General features: G+C 64.2%; 16 protein-coding genes. 12 read left to right on the top strand and 4 right to left on the bottom strand.

Features of this window, described 5'->3' with window-relative positions; genetic code table 11:
• Positions 1 to 56 precede the first annotated feature (56 nt).
• From A3E1_RS0124890 to A3E1_RS0124915, 6 genes are all read left to right on the top strand, one after another.
• Positions 57 to 830, top strand: coding sequence for an ABC transporter ATP-binding protein (locus A3E1_RS0124890; RefSeq protein WP_026208815.1), 774 nt, complete (start codon positions 57 to 59; stop codon positions 828 to 830).
• On the top strand, positions 827 to 1,591 hold the full coding sequence (locus A3E1_RS0124895) for an ABC transporter ATP-binding protein (RefSeq protein ID WP_020523508.1): 765 nt from the start codon (positions 827 to 829) through the stop codon (positions 1,589 to 1,591). Before A3E1_RS0124890 ends, A3E1_RS0124895 begins: the two co-directional genes overlap by 4 nt.
• A complete protein-coding gene (locus A3E1_RS0124900) occupies positions 1,588 to 3,435 on the top strand; it encodes an AMP-dependent synthetase/ligase (protein WP_020523509.1) in 1,848 nt (615 codons plus the stop codon). The genes A3E1_RS0124895 and A3E1_RS0124900 overlap by 4 nt, the downstream gene beginning before the upstream one ends.
• Positions 3,428 to 4,312, top strand: a complete 885-nt coding sequence (locus A3E1_RS0124905; RefSeq protein WP_020523510.1) for a branched-chain amino acid ABC transporter permease — start codon at positions 3,428 to 3,430, stop codon at positions 4,310 to 4,312. Before A3E1_RS0124900 ends, A3E1_RS0124905 begins: the two co-directional genes overlap by 8 nt.
• 38 nt (positions 4,313 to 4,350) lie before the next feature.
• Positions 4,351 to 5,409: a branched-chain amino acid ABC transporter permease gene (locus A3E1_RS0124910; protein WP_063825158.1), complete on the top strand. Its 1,059-nt coding sequence runs from the start codon at positions 4,351 to 4,353 to the stop codon at positions 5,407 to 5,409.
• Between the two features lie 97 nt (positions 5,410 to 5,506).
• A complete protein-coding gene (locus tag A3E1_RS0124915) occupies positions 5,507 to 6,784 on the top strand; it encodes an ABC transporter substrate-binding protein (RefSeq protein ID WP_020523512.1) in 1,278 nt (425 codons plus the stop codon).
• Between the two features lie 26 nt (positions 6,785 to 6,810).
• Here the strand turns inward: A3E1_RS0124915 and A3E1_RS0124920 are convergent, their stop codons facing one another.
• Positions 6,811 to 8,019, bottom strand: a complete 1,209-nt coding sequence (locus A3E1_RS0124920; RefSeq protein ID WP_026208816.1) for a DUF349 domain-containing protein — start codon at positions 8,017 to 8,019, stop codon at positions 6,811 to 6,813.
• Between the two features lie 121 nt (positions 8,020 to 8,140).
• Between A3E1_RS0124920 and miaA the strand changes: the two genes are divergently transcribed.
• Complete coding sequence (gene miaA, locus A3E1_RS0124925) at positions 8,141 to 9,118, top strand: tRNA (adenosine(37)-N6)-dimethylallyltransferase MiaA (RefSeq protein WP_407637386.1); 978 nt, start codon at positions 8,141 to 8,143, stop codon at positions 9,116 to 9,118.
• A complete protein-coding gene (dapF, locus tag A3E1_RS41905; RefSeq protein ID WP_020523515.1) occupies positions 9,099 to 9,917 on the top strand; it encodes a diaminopimelate epimerase in 819 nt (272 codons plus the stop codon). The genes miaA and dapF overlap by 20 nt, the downstream gene beginning before the upstream one ends.
• Here dapF and A3E1_RS0124935 read toward each other — a convergent pair.
• Positions 9,841 to 11,277 carry an NAD-dependent malic enzyme gene (locus A3E1_RS0124935; RefSeq protein ID WP_020523516.1) on the bottom strand — a complete coding sequence of 479 codons (1,437 nt, stop codon included), beginning with the start codon at positions 11,275 to 11,277 and terminating at the stop codon, positions 9,841 to 9,843. The genes dapF and A3E1_RS0124935 overlap by 77 nt on opposite strands.
• Before the next feature lie 99 nt (positions 11,278 to 11,376).
• On the opposite strand from A3E1_RS0124935, the gene hflX reads away from it, so the two are divergent.
• Together hflX and A3E1_RS41910 are read left to right on the top strand one after the other, a co-directional pair.
• Positions 11,377 to 12,774 (top strand): GTPase HflX, encoded by a 1,398-nt coding sequence (gene hflX, locus A3E1_RS0124940; protein ID WP_020523517.1) that lies wholly within the window; start codon positions 11,377 to 11,379, stop codon positions 12,772 to 12,774.
• A 52-nt stretch (positions 12,775 to 12,826) separates the two neighbouring features.
• Positions 12,827 to 14,368 carry an SdiA-regulated/phytase-like domain-containing protein gene (locus tag A3E1_RS41910; protein ID WP_157631716.1) on the top strand — a complete coding sequence of 514 codons (1,542 nt, stop codon included), beginning with the start codon at positions 12,827 to 12,829 and terminating at the stop codon, positions 14,366 to 14,368.
• A gap of 1 nt (position 14,369) precedes the next feature.
• On the opposite strand, the gene lexA is transcribed toward A3E1_RS41910, so the two are convergent.
• A complete protein-coding gene (gene lexA, locus A3E1_RS0124950; RefSeq protein ID WP_051105142.1) occupies positions 14,370 to 15,107 on the bottom strand; it encodes a transcriptional repressor LexA in 738 nt (245 codons plus the stop codon).
• 320 nt (positions 15,108 to 15,427) lie between these two features.
• Here lexA and nrdR point away from each other — a divergent pair, with 320 nt between their 5' ends.
• Positions 15,428 to 15,892, top strand: coding sequence for a transcriptional regulator NrdR (gene nrdR, locus A3E1_RS0124955; RefSeq protein ID WP_026208817.1), 465 nt, complete (start codon positions 15,428 to 15,430; stop codon positions 15,890 to 15,892).
• Positions 15,893 to 15,899: 7 nt separating this feature from the next.
• Positions 15,900 to 18,677: a vitamin B12-dependent ribonucleotide reductase gene (locus A3E1_RS0124960; RefSeq protein ID WP_020523521.1), complete on the top strand. Its 2,778-nt coding sequence runs from the start codon at positions 15,900 to 15,902 to the stop codon at positions 18,675 to 18,677.
• Between the two features lie 6 nt (positions 18,678 to 18,683).
• Here A3E1_RS0124960 and A3E1_RS41915 read toward each other — a convergent pair whose 3' ends face one another.
• A complete protein-coding gene (locus A3E1_RS41915) occupies positions 18,684 to 20,171 on the bottom strand; it encodes a S8 family peptidase (RefSeq protein ID WP_083929624.1) in 1,488 nt (495 codons plus the stop codon).
• Between the last annotated feature and the right edge of the window lie 31 nt (positions 20,172 to 20,202).

Genomic DNA, 20,202 nt, shown 5'->3' on the forward strand with positions numbered 1-20,202 from the left:
GACACAGCTTGTTTAATCATCGGTAACTTGTGATGCACGACACATAGGGAGCCGGCTTGCTGCAGGTGTCCAATTTGGAAGTCGTCTATGACGATGTTGCCCTGGTGTTGCGGGGCATCAGTCTCGGTGTCGCCCCGGGCCAGATCGTGGCCCTGCTCGGCGCCAACGGTGCAGGAAAGACGACACTACTGCGCGCGATTACGGGGTTGCTGGATGTCCACGATGGAGAAATCACCAAGGGAGCGGTAGCCCTCGACGGCGCTGTCATTTCTGGCCGCAGTCCCGCTGCTTTAGTGCGGCTGGGCATCGGCCAGGTGATGGAAGGCCGCCGGATCTTCGCCGAGCTGACCGTTGAGGAGAATCTCCGCCTCGGTGGGCACACGAACCGCCGCAAAATTAGCGAAGGCCTCGCCCGTACCTTTGACCTCTTTCCCGTTCTCGCCCAGCGCCGCAAGGGCACCGCTGGCTACCTGTCCGGCGGTGAGCAGCAGATGCTCGCCATGGGCCGGGCGCTGATGTCCGCTCCGCGCTACCTCTTGCTCGATGAGCCATCGCTCGGCCTGGCGCCGAAGCTGGTGGAACAGATCAGGGATCTCATCGTGCGGATCAACGAGTCGGGAACAGCTGTCCTGCTCGTCGAGCAGAACGCGACCATGGCGCTGTCGATCGCCTCGCACGGCTATGTCATGGAGACCGGCAAGATCGTGCTCGACAAACCGTCGGCGGAGCTGCTCGCCGACGAAGACATCCGTGAGTTCTATCTGGGTTCCCACACCACCTCGTTCCGCGAGGTCAAGCACTATCAGCGGCGGAAGCGGTGGCTGTCATGACCGTGCTCACCTTCGAAGACGTCCACCTGTCCTTCGCCGGGGTCAAAGCCATCGACGGCGTGACGTTCCACGTTGGGCAAAACGAGCTGTTCGCCATCATCGGCCCGAACGGTGCCGGGAAGACCTCGATCTTCAACGTGCTCTCTGGGGTCTACCGGCCGCAGGCTGGCCGTGTCACGTTCAACGGCGCCGATCTCAAGGGAAAGCGGCCGCACGAGATCGCCGCCCTCGGGATGGCGCGCACGTTCCAGAACGTCGAGCTGTTCGCGAATCTGACCGTTCTGGAAAACCTGACCCTGGGCCGCCATCACCACCTGCGCTACGGAACGCTCGCGGCGCTGCTGTGGCTGGGCAAGGCCCGCCGCGACGAAATCGCGCACCGCCGCAAAGCGGAGGAAATCATCGACTTCCTCGAGCTTGAGCAATGGCGGCGTTACCCGGTGGGCTTGCTGCCCTATGGCGTGCAGAAACGCGTCGAGCTGGGCCGGGCTCTGGCGATGGAGCCGAAGCTGCTGCTGCTCGACGAGCCGGTCGCGGGCATGAACCAAGAGGAAACCGAGGACATGGCCCGGTACATCCTCGACATCCGCGACGAACTCCAGCTGCCGATCATCCTGGTCGAGCACGACATGGGGCTCGTCATGGATCTGGCTGACCGCGTCATGGTGGTCGACTTCGGGCAGACCGTCGCCACCGGGCTCCCCTCCGATATCCAGCACGACCCCGCCGTCATCAAGGCCTATTTAGGGGTGACGTCATGACACTTGTCGCCACGCAAACGAGGACACAGACGATCGCCAGCCGGATCGAGGCGTGGGCGAAGGCCGACCCTGACCGCATCGCCATGCGCGAGAAGGACTTTGGCGTCTGGGAAGAGGTCACCTGGGCGGCGTACTGGGACCGCGCACAGGACGTCGCGCACGCGTTACTGGCGCTCGGGATTCAGCCAGGCGACCGGGTGGCCGTGCAGTCGGAGAACCGGCGCGAGTGGCTTTACACGGATATCGCGACGGTGGCCGTGCGCGGAACGACCGTGGGGCTGTATCCGACTAACCCGGCCGCGGAGGTCCGTTACCTGCTCTCACACTCCGGTGCGCGGGTCGTCGTCGCCGAGGATCAGGAACAGGCCGACAAGGCGCTCGCGGTCGTTGACGATTGCCCCGAGCTGGAGTGGATCGTCTACGTCGAACCACGCGGGATCCGCCATCGCTATGACCACCCGAAGCTGATGGCGTGGCAAGACTTGCTGAAGCTGGGCCGTGAGCACAGGGCCAGCCATCCCGAAGCGGTCGCCGAACGGATGGCCGATGCTCAGCCCGACGACATCATGACGCTCGTCTACACCTCTGGCACGACGGGACCGCCCAAGGGCGCGATGCTCAGTGTGTCCAATGTGGAGTTCGCGATTTCCGTGCTCGTGGACGGCGGTGGATTCACCTCGCCTAAGCCAAGCCGCAACGACATCCTGCTGTCGTATCTGCCGCTGTGCCATGTGGCCGAACGCATCTTCACGACGTGGTTCAACGCTGGTGCCGGCGTTCAGGTGAACTTCGCCGAGTCCATCGCGACCGTCCAGCCCAACCTGCGCGAGATTCAGCCGACGATTCTCTTTGGCGTTCCCCGGATCTGGGAAAAGATTCTGGCCGGGGTGCAGATCAAGCTCGCTTCGGCGTCATTGTTCAAGCGGGCCAACGCGAGGCTCTGGCTGAAGGTGGCTGACCGGATCGGCACGGTCCTGGTAAAGACCGGTGGCAATCACACCCTCGGCACGAGAATCCTTTATGGCGTCGGCTATCTCTGCTTCTATCGCGCGCTGCGCGAACGCATCGGCATGCGCAAGGTGCGTTTCGCCGCTTCGGGTGCCGCGCCTATCGCGCCGGAAGTGCTCAAGTTCTTCATGGGCATTGGGGTACCGATGCACGAGGTCTATGGCATGACGGAAAACACCGCTGTCGCCACGGCCAACCGGCCCAAGCGCGTGAAGCTCGGCACGGTCGGCGAGCCGCAACTGAACACCGAGCTGCGCATCGACGAGGAGACAGGGGAAATTCAGACCCGGCACGGCGGTACGTTCGTCGGCTACTACCGCGACCCTGAAGCCACCGCCAAGGCGATGACTCCCGACGGATGGCTACGCACCGGTGACATCGGCGAGTGGGTCGATGGGACCCACGTCCGCATCACTGACCGCGCTAAGGACATCATCATCACGGCCGGTGGGAAGAACATCTCGCCATCGGAGATTGAGAACGGGCTCAAGGCCTCGCCGTATATCAAGGAAGCCATCGTGGTCGGGGACCGCAAGTCGTTCCTGGCCGCCCTGATCGGCATCGAGCTCGACACGGTCGGGGAGTGGGCGCAACGCCGCAAGCTGCCCTACACGACCTATCGCGACCTGGCGGAAAAGCCTGAAGTCAAGGCGCTCGTTCAGTCCATTGTGGACGATGTAAACGCGCGTCACGCGCCGGTTGAGCAGATCAGGCAATTCCGCATGCTGCCCAAGGAACTAGACCACGAGGATGGGGAGCTGACCGCGACGATGAAGGTCAAACGGTCCGCGATCGGGACGATGTTCGCCGAGCTGGTGGACGATATCTATGGTTGAGCTGCTGGAGGCGTTAGCCCGGGGCCTAGGCCGGGGCAGCATTTACGCGCTGCTCGCGCTGGGGTTCGTCATCATCTTCAAGGCGACCCGGGTCGTGAGTTTCGCCCAGCCCGCGTTCATGCTCGCGGGCACGGTCATGGTCACGTATTTCATTGGGACCCTTGGCTTTTGGGGCGCCCTGGTCGCTGCTACCGCGCTGACCGCGTTGCTGGCACTGGGCGTGGAACGAGCAGCCGTGCGGCCCATGGTGGGCAAGCCACCGTTCGTCGTCGCCATCATCACCCTCGGGGTCGATGTGGCCGTGCGCGTTGTCGTCAATGGATACATCGGCAACGACGTCCGTCCCATGCACGACCCGTGGGGACTGAAAGCCTTTGACATAGGCGGCATCACGGTGCAGCAGCGGCATGTGGTCATCTTCGTGACCGCCGCCATTATCGTGGCCGCGTTGTTCGCGTTCTTCCGGTACAGCCGGATGGGGCTGGCAATGCGGGCAGCGTCCTACGACCAGGAAGCCGCACTGGCCCAAGGGGTTTCGGTCGGTGCCGTGTTCGCTGTCTCGTGGGCGATGGCCGGCGGATTGGCGGCCGTCGCCGGGACGTTCGCCGCCGCGGGGGAGAGCGTCGACCACCTGATGTGGCTGACCGCCTTGGTCGCCTTGCCCGTCATCATCCTCGGCGGACTGGACTCTCTAGCCGGGGCGGTCGTGGGTGGGCTGATCGTCGGGATCGTCTTCGAAGTCACGGCGCTCTACCAAAAAGACATGCCTTGGCTTGGCGGCAACGTCTCGGTTATCTCGCCTTACGTGGTGATGCTGCTGGTTCTTTTGGTGCGGCCCTACGGGCTGTTCGGCACGCGTGAAGTGGAGCGAGTGTGATAGGCCGTCCGCTACTGCATACCGACTACGCCAAGGATATGGCGTTGCATAACACTTTTAGCAAGAAGCTGGTCTTCTGGCTGATCGTGCTCGCGGGCCTGGCGCTGCCGCAAATCCTGCAAGACACCGAACTGCATCTGCTGTCCATTGGCTGCATAGCCGCGATCGGGGCGATCGGCCTCGGGCTCGTCACCGGATATGCGGGACAGGTTTCGCTCGGGCACGCCTTCTTCCTGGGCGTTGGAGCGTTCACCTCAGCGTTCGTCAGTGGCGATCCGGCAGGGCGCGTCTATGGGCTCGGGATAACGAATCTCGTGGTGTGGCTGCCCGTGGCCGGTCTCGTCGCGATGCTGGCCGGCGTCATCGTGGCACCGCTGGCGACCCGGTTACGTGGGCTCTACCTCGCGCTCGTCACCTTGGGGCTGGTCTTCATCGGCCAGCACATTTTCAACGAATGGGCCAAGATGACCGGCGGCGGTGGCGTGGGGCGGTCCGCGGCGACCCTCGACCTGTTCGGCTATTCACTGTCCAAAGCGGACTCCATTGGTACTCCCGAACAAAAGATCTTCTGGCTCGCGTTCTTGTTGTTGCTCATCTTCGCGATCGCGGCCCGCAATCTCACCAGATCGGGGGTGGGCCGGGCGTTCACGGCCATCCGTGACCGGGATATCGCGGCCGGGGTCATCGGGGTCAGCTTGCCCAAATACAAGACGATCGCCTTCGCGATCTCGTCGTTTTACGCCGGCTGCGCGGGAGCCCTGCTCTACGCGCTCATCGGCCACATCGAGCCCGGCGCGTTCAGCCTTGTGCTGTCCGTGGAATACATCGCCATGGTCCTCATTGGCGGACCGGGAACCATCTCCGGCGCGATCGCCGGGGCGTTTTTCATCACGCTGCTGCCCCGGCTAACCCGGGACATCCAGCCGCTCATCCCGTTTATCAGCACTGCCCCGGATGAGATGCCGAATATCTATCAGGTTCAGACGATCCTCTATGGCGTTCTGATTATCGGCTTCCTGATTTTCGAGCCGAGAGGCCTGGTCGGCATCTGGTTCCGCATCCGGTCCTACTGGAAAAACTGGCCGTTCAGCTACTAATCCTGTCTGCCGGGGCGGCAAAGCCAAGCCCCAGCCGACGCAGCCCGGCGCACACCTGTGGCCGGCGCATTAATGGGAGAGAAGAAGGGCAATTTCAGTGAAGAAATTAGCTGCCTTAACGCTCGTCGCGGCGCTTGGCCTGAGCGCGTGCCGGGGTGCGGAAACCACCACGGACTCGGGCGGGATCAAGACCGATATCGGTGTGACCAAAGAAGCCTGTCCTGAGGCGATCGACAAAACCAAGGGCTGCATCTATCTCGGCATCATCTCCGACTTGACGGTGGGCCCGTTCAAAGCCCTCGCTGTGCCGATCACCGACGCGCAGAAGGCTTTCTGGAAGCGCGTCAACCAAAACGGCGGGATCGGCGGGTACGAAGTAGACGTCACCAAATACATCCGTGACAACAAATACACGCCAGCCACGCACAAAGAGGTCTACGACGAGATCAAGAGCAACATCCTCGCTCTCGCACAGACCCTTGGCTCCCCAACGACAGCGGCCATCATCACTGACCTCAAGAACAACAGTGTCGTGGCCGCACCGGCGTCGTGGACGTCGGCTTGGGCGTTTGAAGACGTCATCATCGAGTCCGGTGCGAACTACTGCATGGAGTCGATGAACACGCTGGACTACGCGGTGGAGAAGTACAAGACCAAGAGTGTTCTGTCCATTCACTACGCTGGTGACTACGGTGATGACGCCGCGGCTGGGGCGAAGTTTGGCGCGGAGAAGCTCGGCCTGACCTTCTCTCACCTCAAGACCGACGCTGGCCAGGACAAGCAGGCGGGCGCGATCGCTGAGATCGTGTCGAAGAAGCCTGACCTGGTCATCCTGACCACGGGACCAACCGAGGTCGCCACGATCGTTGGTGGCGCCTATCTCGGTGGCTACCGCGGCCGGTTCATCGGCACCAGCCCGAGCTGGAACGCGGCTCTGCTGCAGACCGCGGCAGGCCCGGCGCTGACCGCCCTGTTTGAACAGTCCGTGCCCTGGAACTCGTGGTCCACCAACAGCACCGGGCATACGGCGATGCGCAACGCCCTGACGGGCAAGGCGCCCAGCGAGGGTTACACCGCCGGCTGGGTCTGGTCGTATCCGCTGAAGGCGGCGCTGGAGAAGGCCGCTGCCAACAAGGACCTCACCCGCGCCGGTCTGCTGGCCGCCGTGAAGTCACTGGAATCCGTTGACTACGAAGGCATGCTGCCGGCGGGCTCGGGCAACTTCAAAGCCGGTGCGGCGGGTCAATTCAAGTCGACGGGAATCTACAAAGTGGACCCCGCTGGGCCGACCGGTGTGTCGCAGGTCAAGGACCTGTTCACCGGCCCGACCGCAGCGGCGTACAAGATGGAAGGTGCTTGTTATCTGAAGCTGTAGGGCGACAGATAGGGGAGCGCCTCCACTTAGGAGGCGCTCTCCGCGAGTTCGAGGAACTTCTTCTTGCTCGCGAGAGCCTGCTCGGCTTCCTTGATGCGCTTGGCATCCCCGGCGGCCTGTGCGCGCTCAAGCCGGGCCTGAGCCTCGGCCACCTGGTCACGCATCTGCACGAGCAGCGGGTTGGCCGACGGCTCGGTGCGCCGCCAGGCGGCGTCCATGGCCTCGCGGACCCTGTCCTCCACGGCGCGGATGCGCCGGTCGAGGCCAGCCATCGACTCGCGTGGAACGCGGCCGGTGTCGTGCCACTGCCCGAGGATGTCGCGCAGCGCGGCCTGTGCGGCCTTCGGGTCGGCGTCGACGTCTAGCGCCTCGGCCTTGGCCAGCAGCTCCTGCCGGCGGCCCAAAGCGGCCTTCTGCTCGGCGTCACGCTCAGAGAACACCTGCTTGCGGCGGTTAAAGAAGACGTCCTGCGCGGCGCGGAACCTCTCCCACAGCTTCTGCTCGGCTTCCTTGGACGCGCGCGGGGCCAGTTTCCAGGCCTCCATGAGCTCCTTGAGCCGGTCAGCCGTGGCCTTCCAGTCGGTCGACTCCGACAGGGCTTCAGCCTCGGCGACAAGGTCGTCCTTTGCCGACTGGGCCTGTTTGCGCTGCGAGTCGAGGGTGGCGAAGTGGCCACCACGACGGCGGGTGAAGCTGTCGCGCGCGACAGAGAACCGCTTCCACAGCTCACCGTCGGTCTTCTTGTCGACGCCACGGATCGTCTTCCACTCATCGACGATCTCTTTGAGCCGGTCGCCGGTGGCCTTCCAGCTCGTGGACTCGGCGGAAAGCTTTTCGGCTTCCTCGACGAGCGAAGTCTTGCGCATCACCGATTCGGCACGGGCGGCATCGCGGGCCACCTTGGCCGCGGCCGACTTCTCCTGGGCGAGGACGATGAGGGCGTCGAGCCGCACCGCCAGGCCGTCGAGATCTCCGACCACGTGGGCCTCGTCAAGGCCACCGCGCAGCTTCTTGGCTGTCGCCAGGGTGTGCCCGGCGTCAGCCGCGCCCGAATTCAGACGGGTCTCTAGGAGCACGACCTCGGTTAGCAGATCCTCATATCGCCGCACAAAGTGCGCCAGGCCTTCTTCCGGAGTCCCGGCCTGCCAAGAACCGACGGTACGTTCACCCGCGGCTGTCTTGACCCAGACCGTGCCATCGGCGTCTACCCGGCCGTAGCTCGCCCAGTTACCCATGCCGAATCCCTCAATCTTCCCGGCTTCCGCGCTGCGCCGCGGACCGCCGCCATAGCACTGTGTGTTGCTCATTGTGCCCTGGCCAATTCGCAAGGCACGACCGCATGCGACCTTACGGCCAATGTGGCCTCCCCGCACTGGCCCGGGAGGCTTGTCAAGGGCACGATCCGGTTACGTTTGTTGCATGCGTGTGATCGCCGTCGCCGGACCAACTGCTGCCGGTAAGTCTGCCCTATCGGTAGCGCTTGCTCATGCCCTCGGCGGCGAAATCATCAACTGCGACTCTATGCAGCTATACCGCGGGATGGATATAGGCACGGCCAAATTAACGCCAGCCGAGCGAGAGGGTGTCCCGCATCACCTGCTCGATATCTGGCCAGTGACGGAACCGGCCAGCGTGGCCGAGTATCAGCGGCTTGCCCGCGCCGAAATAGCCGCTATTGCGGGCCGGGGAAACATTCCCCTTCTCGTTGGTGGATCCGGTCTATATTTACGCGCGGTTTTAGAAGATTTCGAATTCCCTGGTACAGACAAAGCACTCCGCGATGCGCTGGAGCTGGAGCTGGCCGAAAGCGGCCCGGAGCCTTTGCACGCTCGCTTGCGCTCGCTAGACCCGCTGGCCGCCGACCGGATTCTGGCCTCAAACGGGCGCCGCATCGTGCGGGCGCTTGAGGTGATCGAGCTGACCGGGCGCCCGTTCACGGCATCGCTGCCCGATCCGAAGCCCGTATATGACGCCCTGACCATCGCCGTCGACCGGGCTGACCTGGATGACCGCATCGCCCAGCGCGTCGACGTCATGTGGGCACAGGGCTTCGTCGATGAGGTCCGCTCACTGGAGAATGTGGGTTTACGCGACGGCCTGACCGCGAGCCGGGCCTTGGGTTACCAGCAGATCCTTGCTTTCCTTGAGGGGGAGTGCACGGAAGCTGAGGCCCACTTGGCGACAGTCACCGGCACGCGCCGGTTCGTGCGCCGTCAGCGCTCCTGGTTCCGCCGTGACCCCGGTATTCACTGGCTCGACGGCACCAGCGATGATCTGCTTGGGCAGGCTCTGAACGTCATACGGGGAGGGACCTATGCGGTTCAGGTTCACTAAGGGCCACGGCACCGGAAACGACTTCGTGATCGTGGATGAGTCCGTTTCGCTGACCCCAGAACTCGTCGCGGCCATCTGTGACCGCCGGTTCGGCGTGGGCGGTGATGGGGTGCTGCGGGTGCAGCGCCGCGACGGCGGCTTTTTCATGGACTACTGGAATTCCGACGGCTCGCTATCGGAGATGTGTGGCAATGGCGTGCGGGTGTTCGCGCGCTACCTCTGGGAGAGCGGGCTGGCCACGGGTTCTCCGCTGGAGATCGGCACGCGCGCCGGCGTGCGCAAGGCCTATCTGGAGTGGGATGGCATCCGGGTCGACATGGGTGCGCCGGTCCTGCTTGGACACTCCGAAGGCGGCCGGGCCATCTCGATGGGCAACCCGCATCTGATCTATCAGGTGTCCTCAGTGGACGATGTCGACCTGTCCGTCGCGCCCGCTTTCGACAAAGAATTTTTCCCCGAAGGAGTGAACGTCTCCTACTACGAGTGGGCCGGGGAAAACCACGTCCGCATGCGCGTCTACGAACGCGGCTCGGGCGAGACGCTCTCGTGCGGCACCGGTGCGACAGCTGTCGGCGTCGCCGCGATCCTGGAAAGCTCGGGCCAGCCCACCGGGGCGATCACTGTGGATGTCCCCGGTGGACGGCTGACCGTGACGGTCGACGAGCAGACGTCATGGCTGGCAGGCCCGGCTGTGCTGGTGTTCAGCGGCGAGGCCGATTCGGTTAGCTGGACGGGGGCGAAGGCACCGAATCTGGCACCGTCGCCGCGCCCTGGAGTGCTACCGCGCGTACAGCGGTAGCCACGGCCGGGGCGACCTTCGCGTCGAAGACACTCGGCACGATGACGCTCGGGTTGACCTTGTCTTCACCCACGGCATCGGCGATGGCCTGAGCCGCCGCCAATGCCATATCGGGGGTGAATTCGCGTGCCTGAGCGTCGAGCATGCCGCGGAAGACACCCGGGAACGCCAGCACGTTGTTGATTTGGTTCGGCTGATCGGAGCGTCCAGTCGCGACGATCGCCGCGTGCTGGCGGGCTGCCCGTGGGTCCACCTCGGGATCGGGGTTGGCCAAGGCGAAAACGATGGAACGTTCCGCCATCTGGGCGATGTCGTCGCCGGTGAGGATGTTGGGCGCGGACACTCCAATGAAGACATCCGCACCGCGCAGGGCGCCGGGCAGATCGCCGGAATAGTTGTCATGGTTGGTGTGATCGGCCAGCCACTGCCAGGGCGCCGATAGATCTGGCATGCCACGGTGGATGACACCACGCCGGTCGTACGCGACGATGTCTCCAACCCCTTGGCGGATAAGGAGTTTCATGATTGCTGTCCCGGCCGCGCCAGCCCCGGACACGACCACCTTCACTTCATCGAGCTTCTTGCCCACGACCCGCAGAGCATTCGTCAGCGCCGCGAGCACGCAGATGGCGGTGCCGTGCTGATCGTCGTGGAACACGGGGATGTCCAGCAGATCGCGCAGCCGCGCTTCGATTTCGAAGCAGCGTGGGGCGGCGATGTCTTCCAGGTTGATCCCGCCGTACACCGGGGCGATGGCCTTGACGATGCTGACGATTTCGTCGGTGTCCTGGGTGTCCAAGCACACCGGCCAAGCGTCGACTCCGCCAAATCGCTTGAACAGGGCCGCTTTTCCTTCCATCACAGGCAGTGCCGCGGCCGGGCCGAGGTTGCCGAGGCCGAGCACGGCCGAGCCGTCGGTGACCACGGCGACGGTGTTGCGTTTGATGGTCAGCCGCCTCGCGTCGTCGGGGTTCTCAGCGATGGCTTGGCATACCCTGGCGACACCGGGGGTATAGGCACGGGAGAGTTCGTCACGGGTGCGAAGCGCGACTTTGGAGGTGACCTCGATCTTGCCGCCGAGGTGGAGCAGGAATGTGCGGTCGGAGACCTTGCGGACTTCGACCCCGTCGAGGCCCTCGAGCGCGGCGACGACCTGATCGGCATGACGGCTGTCAGCGGTGTCACAGGTCACGTCGGCGACGACCCGGACATGATCAGAATCCACCACGTCGAGTGCGGTGACGATGGCACCAGCTTCACCGACAGCGGTGGTAAGCCTCCCGATCGCATACGGGTCGGCGGTTACCGCGACCCGGATCGTGATCGAAAACCCCGCGCTTGGGAGCCGGATTGATGACACTTTGCCACCTTTCGTTAATCAGGGTGCCCGGGCGCAGTCCCGGAATCAGGATGCGCACCACACCTACTACATGCCAGCATCGAACGTAAGGAGGCAAACTTGCGTACGAATCATGAAATAGAGGACACCGAGCTCGCCCTTCAGGAGCGTAACGCCCTAAGGCGGGTAGCGGGCCTTTCGACCGAGCTTGCCGACGTCACCGAGGTGGAATACCGGCAGCTGCGGCTGGAACGTGTCGTGCTGGTCGGAGTGTGGACAACCGGAACCGTAGCCGACGCGGAGAACTCTCTGGCCGAGCTGGCGGCGCTTTCGGAGACCGCGGGCTCACAAGTGCTCGAAGGGCTCATTCAGCGCCGGCAGAACCCGGATCCCGCGACCTTCATCGGCCGCGGAAAGGTCGACGAACTCAAGGCGGCGGTGGAAGCCAGCGGAGCCGACACCGTCATCTGCGATGGCGAGCTGTCGCCGTCTCAGCTGCGCAACCTGGAGCAGCGCACCAAGGTCAAGGTCATTGACCGTACGGCGCTGATCCTCGACATCTTCGCCCAGCACGCGAAGAGCAAAGAGGGTAAGGCGCAAGTTGAGNTGGCTCAGCTGCAATACCTGGTGCCACGGCTGCGAGGCTGGGGTGAGGCGCTGTCGCGTCAGGCCGGTGGTTCCGGAACGGGCTCGGGCGGTGGCGTGGGTCTGCGTGGTCCCGGTGAAACGAAGCTGGAGACCGACCGCAGGCGCATCCGCACCCGCATCGCGAAGCTCAAGAACGAGATCAGCGGCATGAAGGTCATCCGTGAGACCAAGCGTGCCGAGCGCAAACGGCGTTCGGTTCCTTCGGTCGCCATCGCTGGGTACACCAACGCCGGAAAATCGAGTCTGCTCAACCGGCTCACCGGTGCGGGCGTGCTCGTCGAGGACGCGCTGTTCGCCACACTCGACACCACGACGCGGCGAGTGTCCACACGCGACGGACGGGAGTTCACCCTGTCGGACACCGTGGGATTCGTCCGTCATCTGCCACACCAGCTCGTCGAGGCGTTCCGCTCCACATTGGAGGAGGTGGGCGACGCTGACCTGCTGCTGCACGTGGTTGATGGAGCGCACCCCGATCCGGAGGAGCAGGTCCGGGCGGTCCGCGAAGTGCTGGCTGACGTCAACGCCGAGCGGGTTCCGGAACTGCTGGTCGTCAACAAGATCGACGCTGCGGAGCAGGAAACCTTGCTGCGGCTCAAGCACGCGTGGCCGGACGCGATCTTCGTGTCGGCCCGCACGGGCACAGGGCTCGACGAGCTGCAAGAGGCGATCGAGAAGCACCTGCCGCGGCCGGCCGTCGAAGTGACGGTGGTAATTCCCTATGACAAGGGCAGGCTGGTCGACCGGATTCACCGGACCGGCGAGGTGCTCGAATCTGACCATATCGATGAAGGAACCCAGGTAAGGGCCCGGGTGGACGCGGAACTGGCGGCTGAACTGGAGCCGTACCGCGTACCGGCGATGATCTAGGGGGCTAACCGGGGGCAGGCGGCTACTCCGTTCGGTGTGTCAAACTGTCCCGATGCGGTTAAGGGGTGTACGGGTTTTCGCTGTGGCCATGGCAGGCGCGCTGATCTATGGAGCGCCGGCGATGGCCGCGCCTACCCCCACCCCGACGCCAAGCGTGGCTCAGACGTCGACAGCTAAGCCCGGCGCCCCGGTCTGCACCGTGAACAACACGTTGGCCGTCGAGCTGTCCGGCATGGTGATCGCGCCCAACGGCACGATGTATCTGCTCAACGATGGCGCGCAGTCCGCGGCCCGGCGCAAAGTCTTTAAGGTCAAGCCGGATTGCACCGCCGTGGGCCAGCCGCTGGGCTATCCGACGAACCCGATCGATCCCGAGGACCTGGCTGTCGGGCCGGATGGCACCGTGTGGATTGGTGACATCGGCGACAACGGCAAAGACGGCTTCACGCCAGACCGTCAGCACATCGCGCTGTGGAAGATCACGGCAGACGACAAGATCGACGGCCCCTACCGGTATGCCTACCCCGACGGCAAGTACAACGCTGAGGCTCTGCTCATTAGCAAGGATGGGCTGCCGATCATCGTCACGAAGTCGTTTGATGGCAAGACCCGGATCTACACCGCCACCGCCCTGGCGAGCCAGAAGGCGGGCACGCCGGTTCCGCTCAAACTCAACGGCGAGGTGACCTTGCCGAAGACGACGAGTGAGCACATGGGAGGCCCGACATTCCGTTACGCCATCACGGGTGCGGGGCTCTCGCCCACCCGCGACCGGGTCGTGCTGCGCAGTTACACCGACGCGTACGAGTGGCCGGTCAGCAACGGGGACATCGCCGCCTCGATCATGAGCGGTAAGCCCAAGGTGACGGCGCTGCCTCAGGTTGAGCCGCAGGAGCTGGGCGAAGCCATCACGTACACGGCTGATGGCAAGGAGTTCCTCACCGTTGGCGAGACCCACCAGCTAGACGAGAAGAAGCAGAAGCCTGTCATCTACCGCTTCGTGCCCGCGACCGAGGTCAAGGCGGAAGCCCCCGCCAACACCGGCACCGCACCGGCCGCGAAGGATAAGTCGTTGGTGGACTGGGCGATCGCTAGCCCGAGCCGCATCTACACCCTTGTTGGTTCGGTGGGCGTGCTCGGCCTGCTGCTCGTTGGTGCCGGTGTGTTCGGCATCCTTCGCTCCCGCAAGAAGCGCGAAGAAGACGACGATGACGCGGAGGCCGGCTCGGAAACAACGATCCTGCGCCAGTATCCGCAGCAGGAGTATTACGACCAGCAGGGATATGGCTACCCGCAAGGGCAGCAGCCGCAGCAGGGCTATGGCTACGACCCCGGTTATGGGCAGAACTATGGCGGTGGCTACGACCCGCCTTACGACCCCGCCTACGACCAGGGTTACGGGCAGCAGCAGCCGAACTATGGCCCGCAGCCAGGTTATGGCCAGCCGAACTACGGTCCGCAGCCCGGATATGGCCAGCAGCCTGGCTATGGCAACCCCGGCGGGCACCCGAATCAGGGAAACCCGAACCAGGGCAACCCAAACTATGGCCAGCCCGGCTACGGTCAGCAGCCGGGCCAGTGGCAGGGGCGTTAGCTCACTGCACCCGTCGCATGACGGCGACAACCTTGCCCAGGATCGTCGCCTGGTCGCCCGGGATCGGTTGGTAGGCCGTGTTTCGCGGCACCAGTTGCACGTGACCGTTGCGCAGGCGGTAGACCTTGACGGTCGCCTCACCGTCGATCATCGCGGCGACAATGTCACCGTTTTCAGCCGTCGGCTGCTGGCGCACCACGACGAAGTCGCCATCGCAGATCGCCGCCTCGATCATCGAGTCACCTTTGACGTGCAGCGAGAAAAGGGTGCCCTGGCCGACCAGTTCCCTTGGCAGAGGAAGAACGTCCTCAACGGACTCCTCGGCCAGAATGGGCCCACCGGCGGCGATGCGGCCGACGAGCGGAACATAAACGGGTGTCTGCCCGCGGACCGCTCTGGTGGCATCCTCGTCATCGGACGGTCCGCGAACGTCGACCGCACGCGGGCGGGCCGGGTCGCGACGCAGGAAACCCTTACGTTCCAGTTCTTTTAGCTGATAGGCCACTGACGACGGGGAGACAAGGCCGACCGCGTCACCGATCTCGCGAACGGTCGGCGGGTAGCCATGCTGCTCGACCCAGTCGCGAATGACGACGAGAATGCGGCGCTGTCTGCTGCTGAGTTCTGATTCGGCCAAGTCGCGCTCAGTCGCGGTGGCCGGGGCGACCGGCCGCATGGGACCTGAGCCGCCGGGCGCGGCTGGAGGCCGGCCGGGCCGCGCTCGATCAAGTGGGGACATCGGAGACTCCCATTCGCATGTTCGTGACGGCATGACTGTAACCGGACATGGCATAACTTTCAAACATCTGTACGACACAGTACTTATAGGACAGACGTTCTAGGTAGCCGTTGCATGACGTGCGACACAGCGTGTCGCAACTTGCTAATGGGACTCGTGAGGCTTAAGTTTCTAGACACAACATCTAGTGGCAGCGAGGAATTAGACCTCTATAGATTGGGGTTGAACCAGCTGTCCACCCGTCTCGGTGCGATGCCAAGCGGTTACTGCAGGTGACCGTCAGGCCATGGCGCCCGGCTGTGATCAAGGAGGTGGTGCGCATGCGGTGTCCCTACTGCCGCCATCCCGATTCCCGGGTGGTCGACTCTCGCGAAGCCGACGATGGTGCGCTTATCCGCAGGCGGAGGCATTGCCCCGAGTGCGGAAAGCGGTTCACCACCGTCGAGGAAGCCGTGCTGGCGGTGGTGAAGCGGAGCGGCGTGACCGAGCCCTTCAGCAGGATCAAGATCATGAACGGGGTTCGCAAGGCGTGCCAGGGACGGCCGGTGGCCGAAGACTCCATCGCCCTGCTCGCCCAGCGAGTCGAAGAAGCGGTTCGGGCGCGGGGGGCGGCCGAAGTGCCTAGCCAGGAGGTTGGCCTCGCCATCCTCGGGCCACTGCGCGATCTGGATGAGGTGGCATACCTCCGGTTCGCGAGCGTCTACCAAGACTTTCAGTCCGCGGATGACTTCATTCGCGAGATAGCCGTGTTGCGCGGCGGCGAAACAGCCAAAGACGAGCAATAAGAAGGGGATGGCGATGGGGGAAAACGGCACGGCCAAGCGGCTCAAGAAAGAGGCCGGCCTAAAGGTGAACCGGGTGTGGACCACCGCCGGGGTGCATCCGTTCGACGAAGTGACGTGGGAGCGGCGTGACGTCGTCATGACCAACTGGCGTGACGGCAGCATCAACTTCGAGCAAAGGGGCGTGGAGTTCCCAGGGTTCTGGAGCGTCAACGCCACGAATATCGTTACCACCAAATACTTCCGGGGCGCGGTCGGCACCCCGGAGCGGGAGTGGAGCCTCAAGCAGCTCATCAGCCGCGTGGTGGAGTCCTATCGCGCCGCTGGCGAGAAGTATGGCTACTTCGCGACCGGCGAGGACGCGGAGATCTTCGAGCACGAACTGGCCTGGATGTTGCTGCACCAGGTGTTCAGCTTCAACTCCCCGGTCTGGTTCAACGTCGGGACGGCCTCACCGCAGCAGGTGTCCGCGTGTTTCATCCTCTCCGTGGACGACTCGATCGACTCCATCATGGACTGGTACAAAGAGGAGGGTCTGATCTTCAAGGGCGGATCCGGCTCGGGTATCAACCTGTCGCGGATCCGGTCGAGCAAAGAGCTGCTTTCCTCTGGTGGCACGGCTTCCGGGCCGGTCAGCTTCATGCGTGGCGCCGACGCTTCGGCCGGCACCATCAAGTCGGGTGGGGCGACCCGCCGCGCGGCCAAGATGGTCATCCTGGATGTCGACCACCCGGATGTCGAAGAGTTCATCGTCACCAAGGCACGCGAAGAAGACAAGATTCGTGCTCTGCGTGACGCCGGGTTCGACATGGACCTCGGCGGCAACGACATCGTCAGCGTGCAATACCAGAACGCCAACAACTCGGTGCGGGTCTCCGACGAGTTCATGGAGGCCGTCGCCGAGGACAAGCCGTTCGACTTGCTCGCGCGCCTCGACGGCAGCGTCATCAAGACGGTCCGCGCCAAGGAGCTGTTCCGCAAGATGGCGCAGGCCGCATGGGAGTGCGCCGACCCCGGCATTCAGTACGACGGCACGATCAACAACTGGCACACGTGTTCCGAGACCGGCCGTATCACAGCCAGCAACCCGTGCTCGGAATATCTGCACCTCGATGACACGTCGTGCAACCTGGCCTCGCTGAACCTGATGAAGTTCCTCAACACCGACAGCACCTTCGACATTGGGCAGTTCGTCAAATCGGTGGAGCTCGTCATCACGGCGATGGACATCTCGATCAGCTTCGCGGACTTCCCGACCAAGAAGATCACCGAGAACACGCGTGCTTACCGTCAGCTGGGCATCGGCTACGCCAACCTGGGCGCGCTGCTCATGGCTTCCGGTCTGCCGTACGACTCGGAAGCGGGCCGTTCGGTCGCGGCGGGCATCACGGCGCTGATGACGGGCACGGCCTACCGCCGCTCGGCTGAGCTGGCCGGTGTGGTCGGCGCTTACGACGGCTACGCGCGCAACGAGAAGCCGCACAAGAAGGTCATGAAGCTGCACGCTGAGGCCGCTCTCGCGCTCAAGCCGCACGGCCCGGTCGCGACCGCGATCACCCGTGAGGCCCAGAAGCAGTGGGACAGCGGCAACAAGCTCGGCGAGCGGCAAGGCTGGCGCAACTCGCAGGCCAGCGTGCTCGCACCGACCGGCACCATCGGCTTCATGATGGACTGCGACACCACCGGCGTTGAGCCGGACCTGGCGCTCGTGAAGTTCAAGAAGCTCGTTGGCGGCGGTTCGATGCAGATCGTCAACCAGACCGTTCCGCGCGCCCTGCGCACCCTGGGTTACCAGGAGGAGCAGATCGAGGCGATCACCGAGTTCATCAGCACGCACGGTCACGTTGTTGACGCTCCGGGCCTCAAGCCTGAGCACTATGCCGTGTTCGATTGTGCGATGGGCGAGCGTGCCATCAAGCCGATGGGCCACGTGCTCATGATGGCCGCGGTGCAGCCGTTCATCAGTGGCGCGATCAGCAAGACGGTCAACATGCCGGAGTCGGCGACGGTCGAAGAAGTCGAGAAGATGTATTTCGACGGCTGGAAGCTGGGCCTCAAGGCGCTCGCGATCTACCGCGACAACTGCAAGGTGGGTCAGCCACTGAGCGTGTCGAAGAAGGAGACCGCACCGGCCGAGAAGACGGCTGAGAAGGCCGTGGAGAAGCTCATCGAATACCGCCCCGTCCGCAAGCGGCTGCCGAAGAAGCGCCCGTCGCAGACAGTGTCGTTCGCGGTCGGCGACGCCGAGGGTTACCTCACCGCGTCGTCCTATCCCGACGATGGTCTCGGCGAGGTATTCCTGAAGCTCGGCAAGCAGGGCTCGACCCTGGCCGGGGTCATGGACGCGTTCTCGATCGCGGTTTCCGTTGCCCTGCAATACGGTGTGCCTCTGCGCACCTATGTCGAGAAGTTCATGAACATGAAGTTCGAGCCGGCCGGCATGACGGACGACCCGGACATCCGCATCGCGAACTCGGTGATGGACTACATCTTCCGCCGTCTCGCGCTGGACTTCATGACCTACGAGCAGCGGGCCGAGCTCGGTGTCTTCACGGCTGCTGAGCGGGCCGCCCGCCTGGAAGCCGAAGAAGCCGGTGTCGAATACGCGCCGCCAGCGGTGGCCCAAACCCAGGTCATCGAGCACGTTGGCTCGTCGACCGAGGTGCTGGAATCGTTGACCGGTAAGGCATCCGACGCTCCACTGTGCTACACGTGTGGCACGAAGATGCGCCCGGCCGGTTCCTGTTACGTCTGCGAAGGCTGCGGTTCGACCAGCGGTTGCAGCTAAACGGTGTCAGGAAAGGGGGAACCGGGCGGTGCCCGGTTCCCCCTTTCCGTTGTGGACGTTTGACGGGCAGATCAGGGGAACGCTGCCGTTGAGGGACGGGCCGATGGGGCAGCCTGGCTTGCACAGGAGGGTCCGCGAGGCGGTCGCCGTGGCACCAAGGGAGTCGGTGACGCGCACGCTGACGTTGACGGTCTTTGGGGCGCTCAGGCACAGGCCGGCCGAGGCGGGGGTCCAGGTGACGGTGTTGGGTCCCACGGCACCGTTGGCCTCCACCGTGCACGACCACATGCCGCCGGGAAGGGAACAGCTCAGCACGATCCGCATTGGTCCACTGCGGACGAAGAGCACCTTGTTTGGCGATCCGCTGCCGCCACCGCCGACCGTGACGACGGTCGGATCGAGGTTCAGCAACTGGTGACGCACCTGATCTGGGGTCCACGAGGGATGCGCGCCAAGGATTATCGCGGCCGCGCCGGACACGTGCGGTGCCGCCATGGACGTGCCGTTCCACGTGACGTAGCCGTTTTCGGTGAGGTGCTGGGCCGAGGTGATGCCCACGCCGGGGGCGAAGATGTCCAAACACGAGCCCCAGCCTGACTTTCCGAAGCGGGCATCGTTGCGGTCGGTGGCGCCCACGGCGATCACTTCCGGCATGCGCGCCGGGGTGACCGTGCACGCGTCGAGACCGTTGCCGCCCAGGTCACCTGAGCCGGAGGAGACCACATAGGTCACCCCGGAGGCCACCGCACCCCGGATCGCTTCCTCCCATGCCGGATCGACGGTGACGTTGCCGTAGCTCAGGTTGGCCACGGCCGGCTTGATCGCGGTGGTCGCGAGCCAGTTGGCGGCCTCGATGGAGCGGGCGGTCGTGCTCCAGCCCGTGCAGTCGATGACGCGCAGGGAAACGAGGCGAACTCCTTTAGCCACACCATAAGTGGTGCCGCCCGCCGTTCCGGCCACGTGCGTGCCATGCCCGGTACACGGATCGGAGGCGTCGAATCCCGGGTTGACGAAGTCCCAGCCGGGAATCGCCCGCCCACCGAAGTCGTCGTGGTCGTAGTGGATTCCAGAGTCGACGATGTAGACGTGCACCCAGTCGGCGCTATTGGGGTATTCGTAGGAGCTGTTGAGCACCCGGGAGTTGCGGTCGATGCGATCGAGACCCCACGACGGTGGGCTCGGCTGCGTCCCGTTCGCCGGGTGCAGGAAGTTGGGCTGGACATACTTCACGGCCGGGTCGGCGGCGACGCGACGGGCGCCCTCGAGATCAGTGGAGAGCGAGAACCCGTTGAGCACACGCCCGAACGATGGCCCGATCTTGCCGGAGTACCCACCGCGGGTGAGCGAGCGGGCCGAATCCTTGAGCACCACGATGTAGCTGTCCGGCACCACAGGGGCGGACCCGGCTGACAGGACCTCGCCATAGGCCGGGGCGACCCAGAACAATGCTGCGGCCACGAGCGCCGCAGCCATGAACCCAGCACGTAAGCGCATGCAAGTTATTCAATATTAGGAAGCGCGAAAA

The sequence above is a fragment of the Catelliglobosispora koreensis DSM 44566 genome, assembly GCF_000379685.1.
Classification (GTDB): Bacteria; Actinomycetota; Actinomycetes; order Mycobacteriales; family Micromonosporaceae; genus Catelliglobosispora; species Catelliglobosispora koreensis.

What these genes read in the sequence shown, in the direction of transcription:
- dapF (WP_020523515.1), top strand. Translation starts at nt 9,099, where the DNA reads ATGCGGTTCAGGTTCACTAAGGGCCACGGCACCGGAAACGACTTCGTG.
- lexA (WP_051105142.1), bottom strand. Translation starts at nt 15,107, where the DNA reads ATGTCCCCACTTGATCGAGCGCGGCCCGGCCGGCCTCCAGCCGCGCCC.
- A3E1_RS0124910 (WP_063825158.1), top strand. Translation starts at nt 4,351, where the DNA reads ATGGCGTTGCATAACACTTTTAGCAAGAAGCTGGTCTTCTGGCTGATC.
- miaA (WP_407637386.1), top strand. Translation starts at nt 8,141, where the DNA reads ATGTGGCCTCCCCGCACTGGCCCGGGAGGCTTGTCAAGGGCACGATCC.
- A3E1_RS41915 (WP_083929624.1), bottom strand. Translation starts at nt 20,171, where the DNA reads ATGCGCTTACGTGCTGGGTTCATGGCTGCGGCGCTCGTGGCCGCAGCA.
- A3E1_RS0124900 (WP_020523509.1), top strand. Translation starts at nt 1,588, where the DNA reads ATGACACTTGTCGCCACGCAAACGAGGACACAGACGATCGCCAGCCGG.
- A3E1_RS0124920 (WP_026208816.1), bottom strand. Translation starts at nt 8,019, where the DNA reads ATGGGTAACTGGGCGAGCTACGGCCGGGTAGACGCCGATGGCACGGTC.
- A3E1_RS0124895 (WP_020523508.1), top strand. Translation starts at nt 827, where the DNA reads ATGACCGTGCTCACCTTCGAAGACGTCCACCTGTCCTTCGCCGGGGTC.
- A3E1_RS41910 (WP_157631716.1), top strand. Translation starts at nt 12,827, where the DNA reads ATGCGGTTAAGGGGTGTACGGGTTTTCGCTGTGGCCATGGCAGGCGCG.
- A3E1_RS0124960 (WP_020523521.1), top strand. Translation starts at nt 15,900, where the DNA reads ATGGCGATGGGGGAAAACGGCACGGCCAAGCGGCTCAAGAAAGAGGCC.
- A3E1_RS0124905 (WP_020523510.1), top strand. Translation starts at nt 3,428, where the DNA reads ATGGTTGAGCTGCTGGAGGCGTTAGCCCGGGGCCTAGGCCGGGGCAGC.
- nrdR (WP_026208817.1), top strand. Translation starts at nt 15,428, where the DNA reads ATGCGGTGTCCCTACTGCCGCCATCCCGATTCCCGGGTGGTCGACTCT.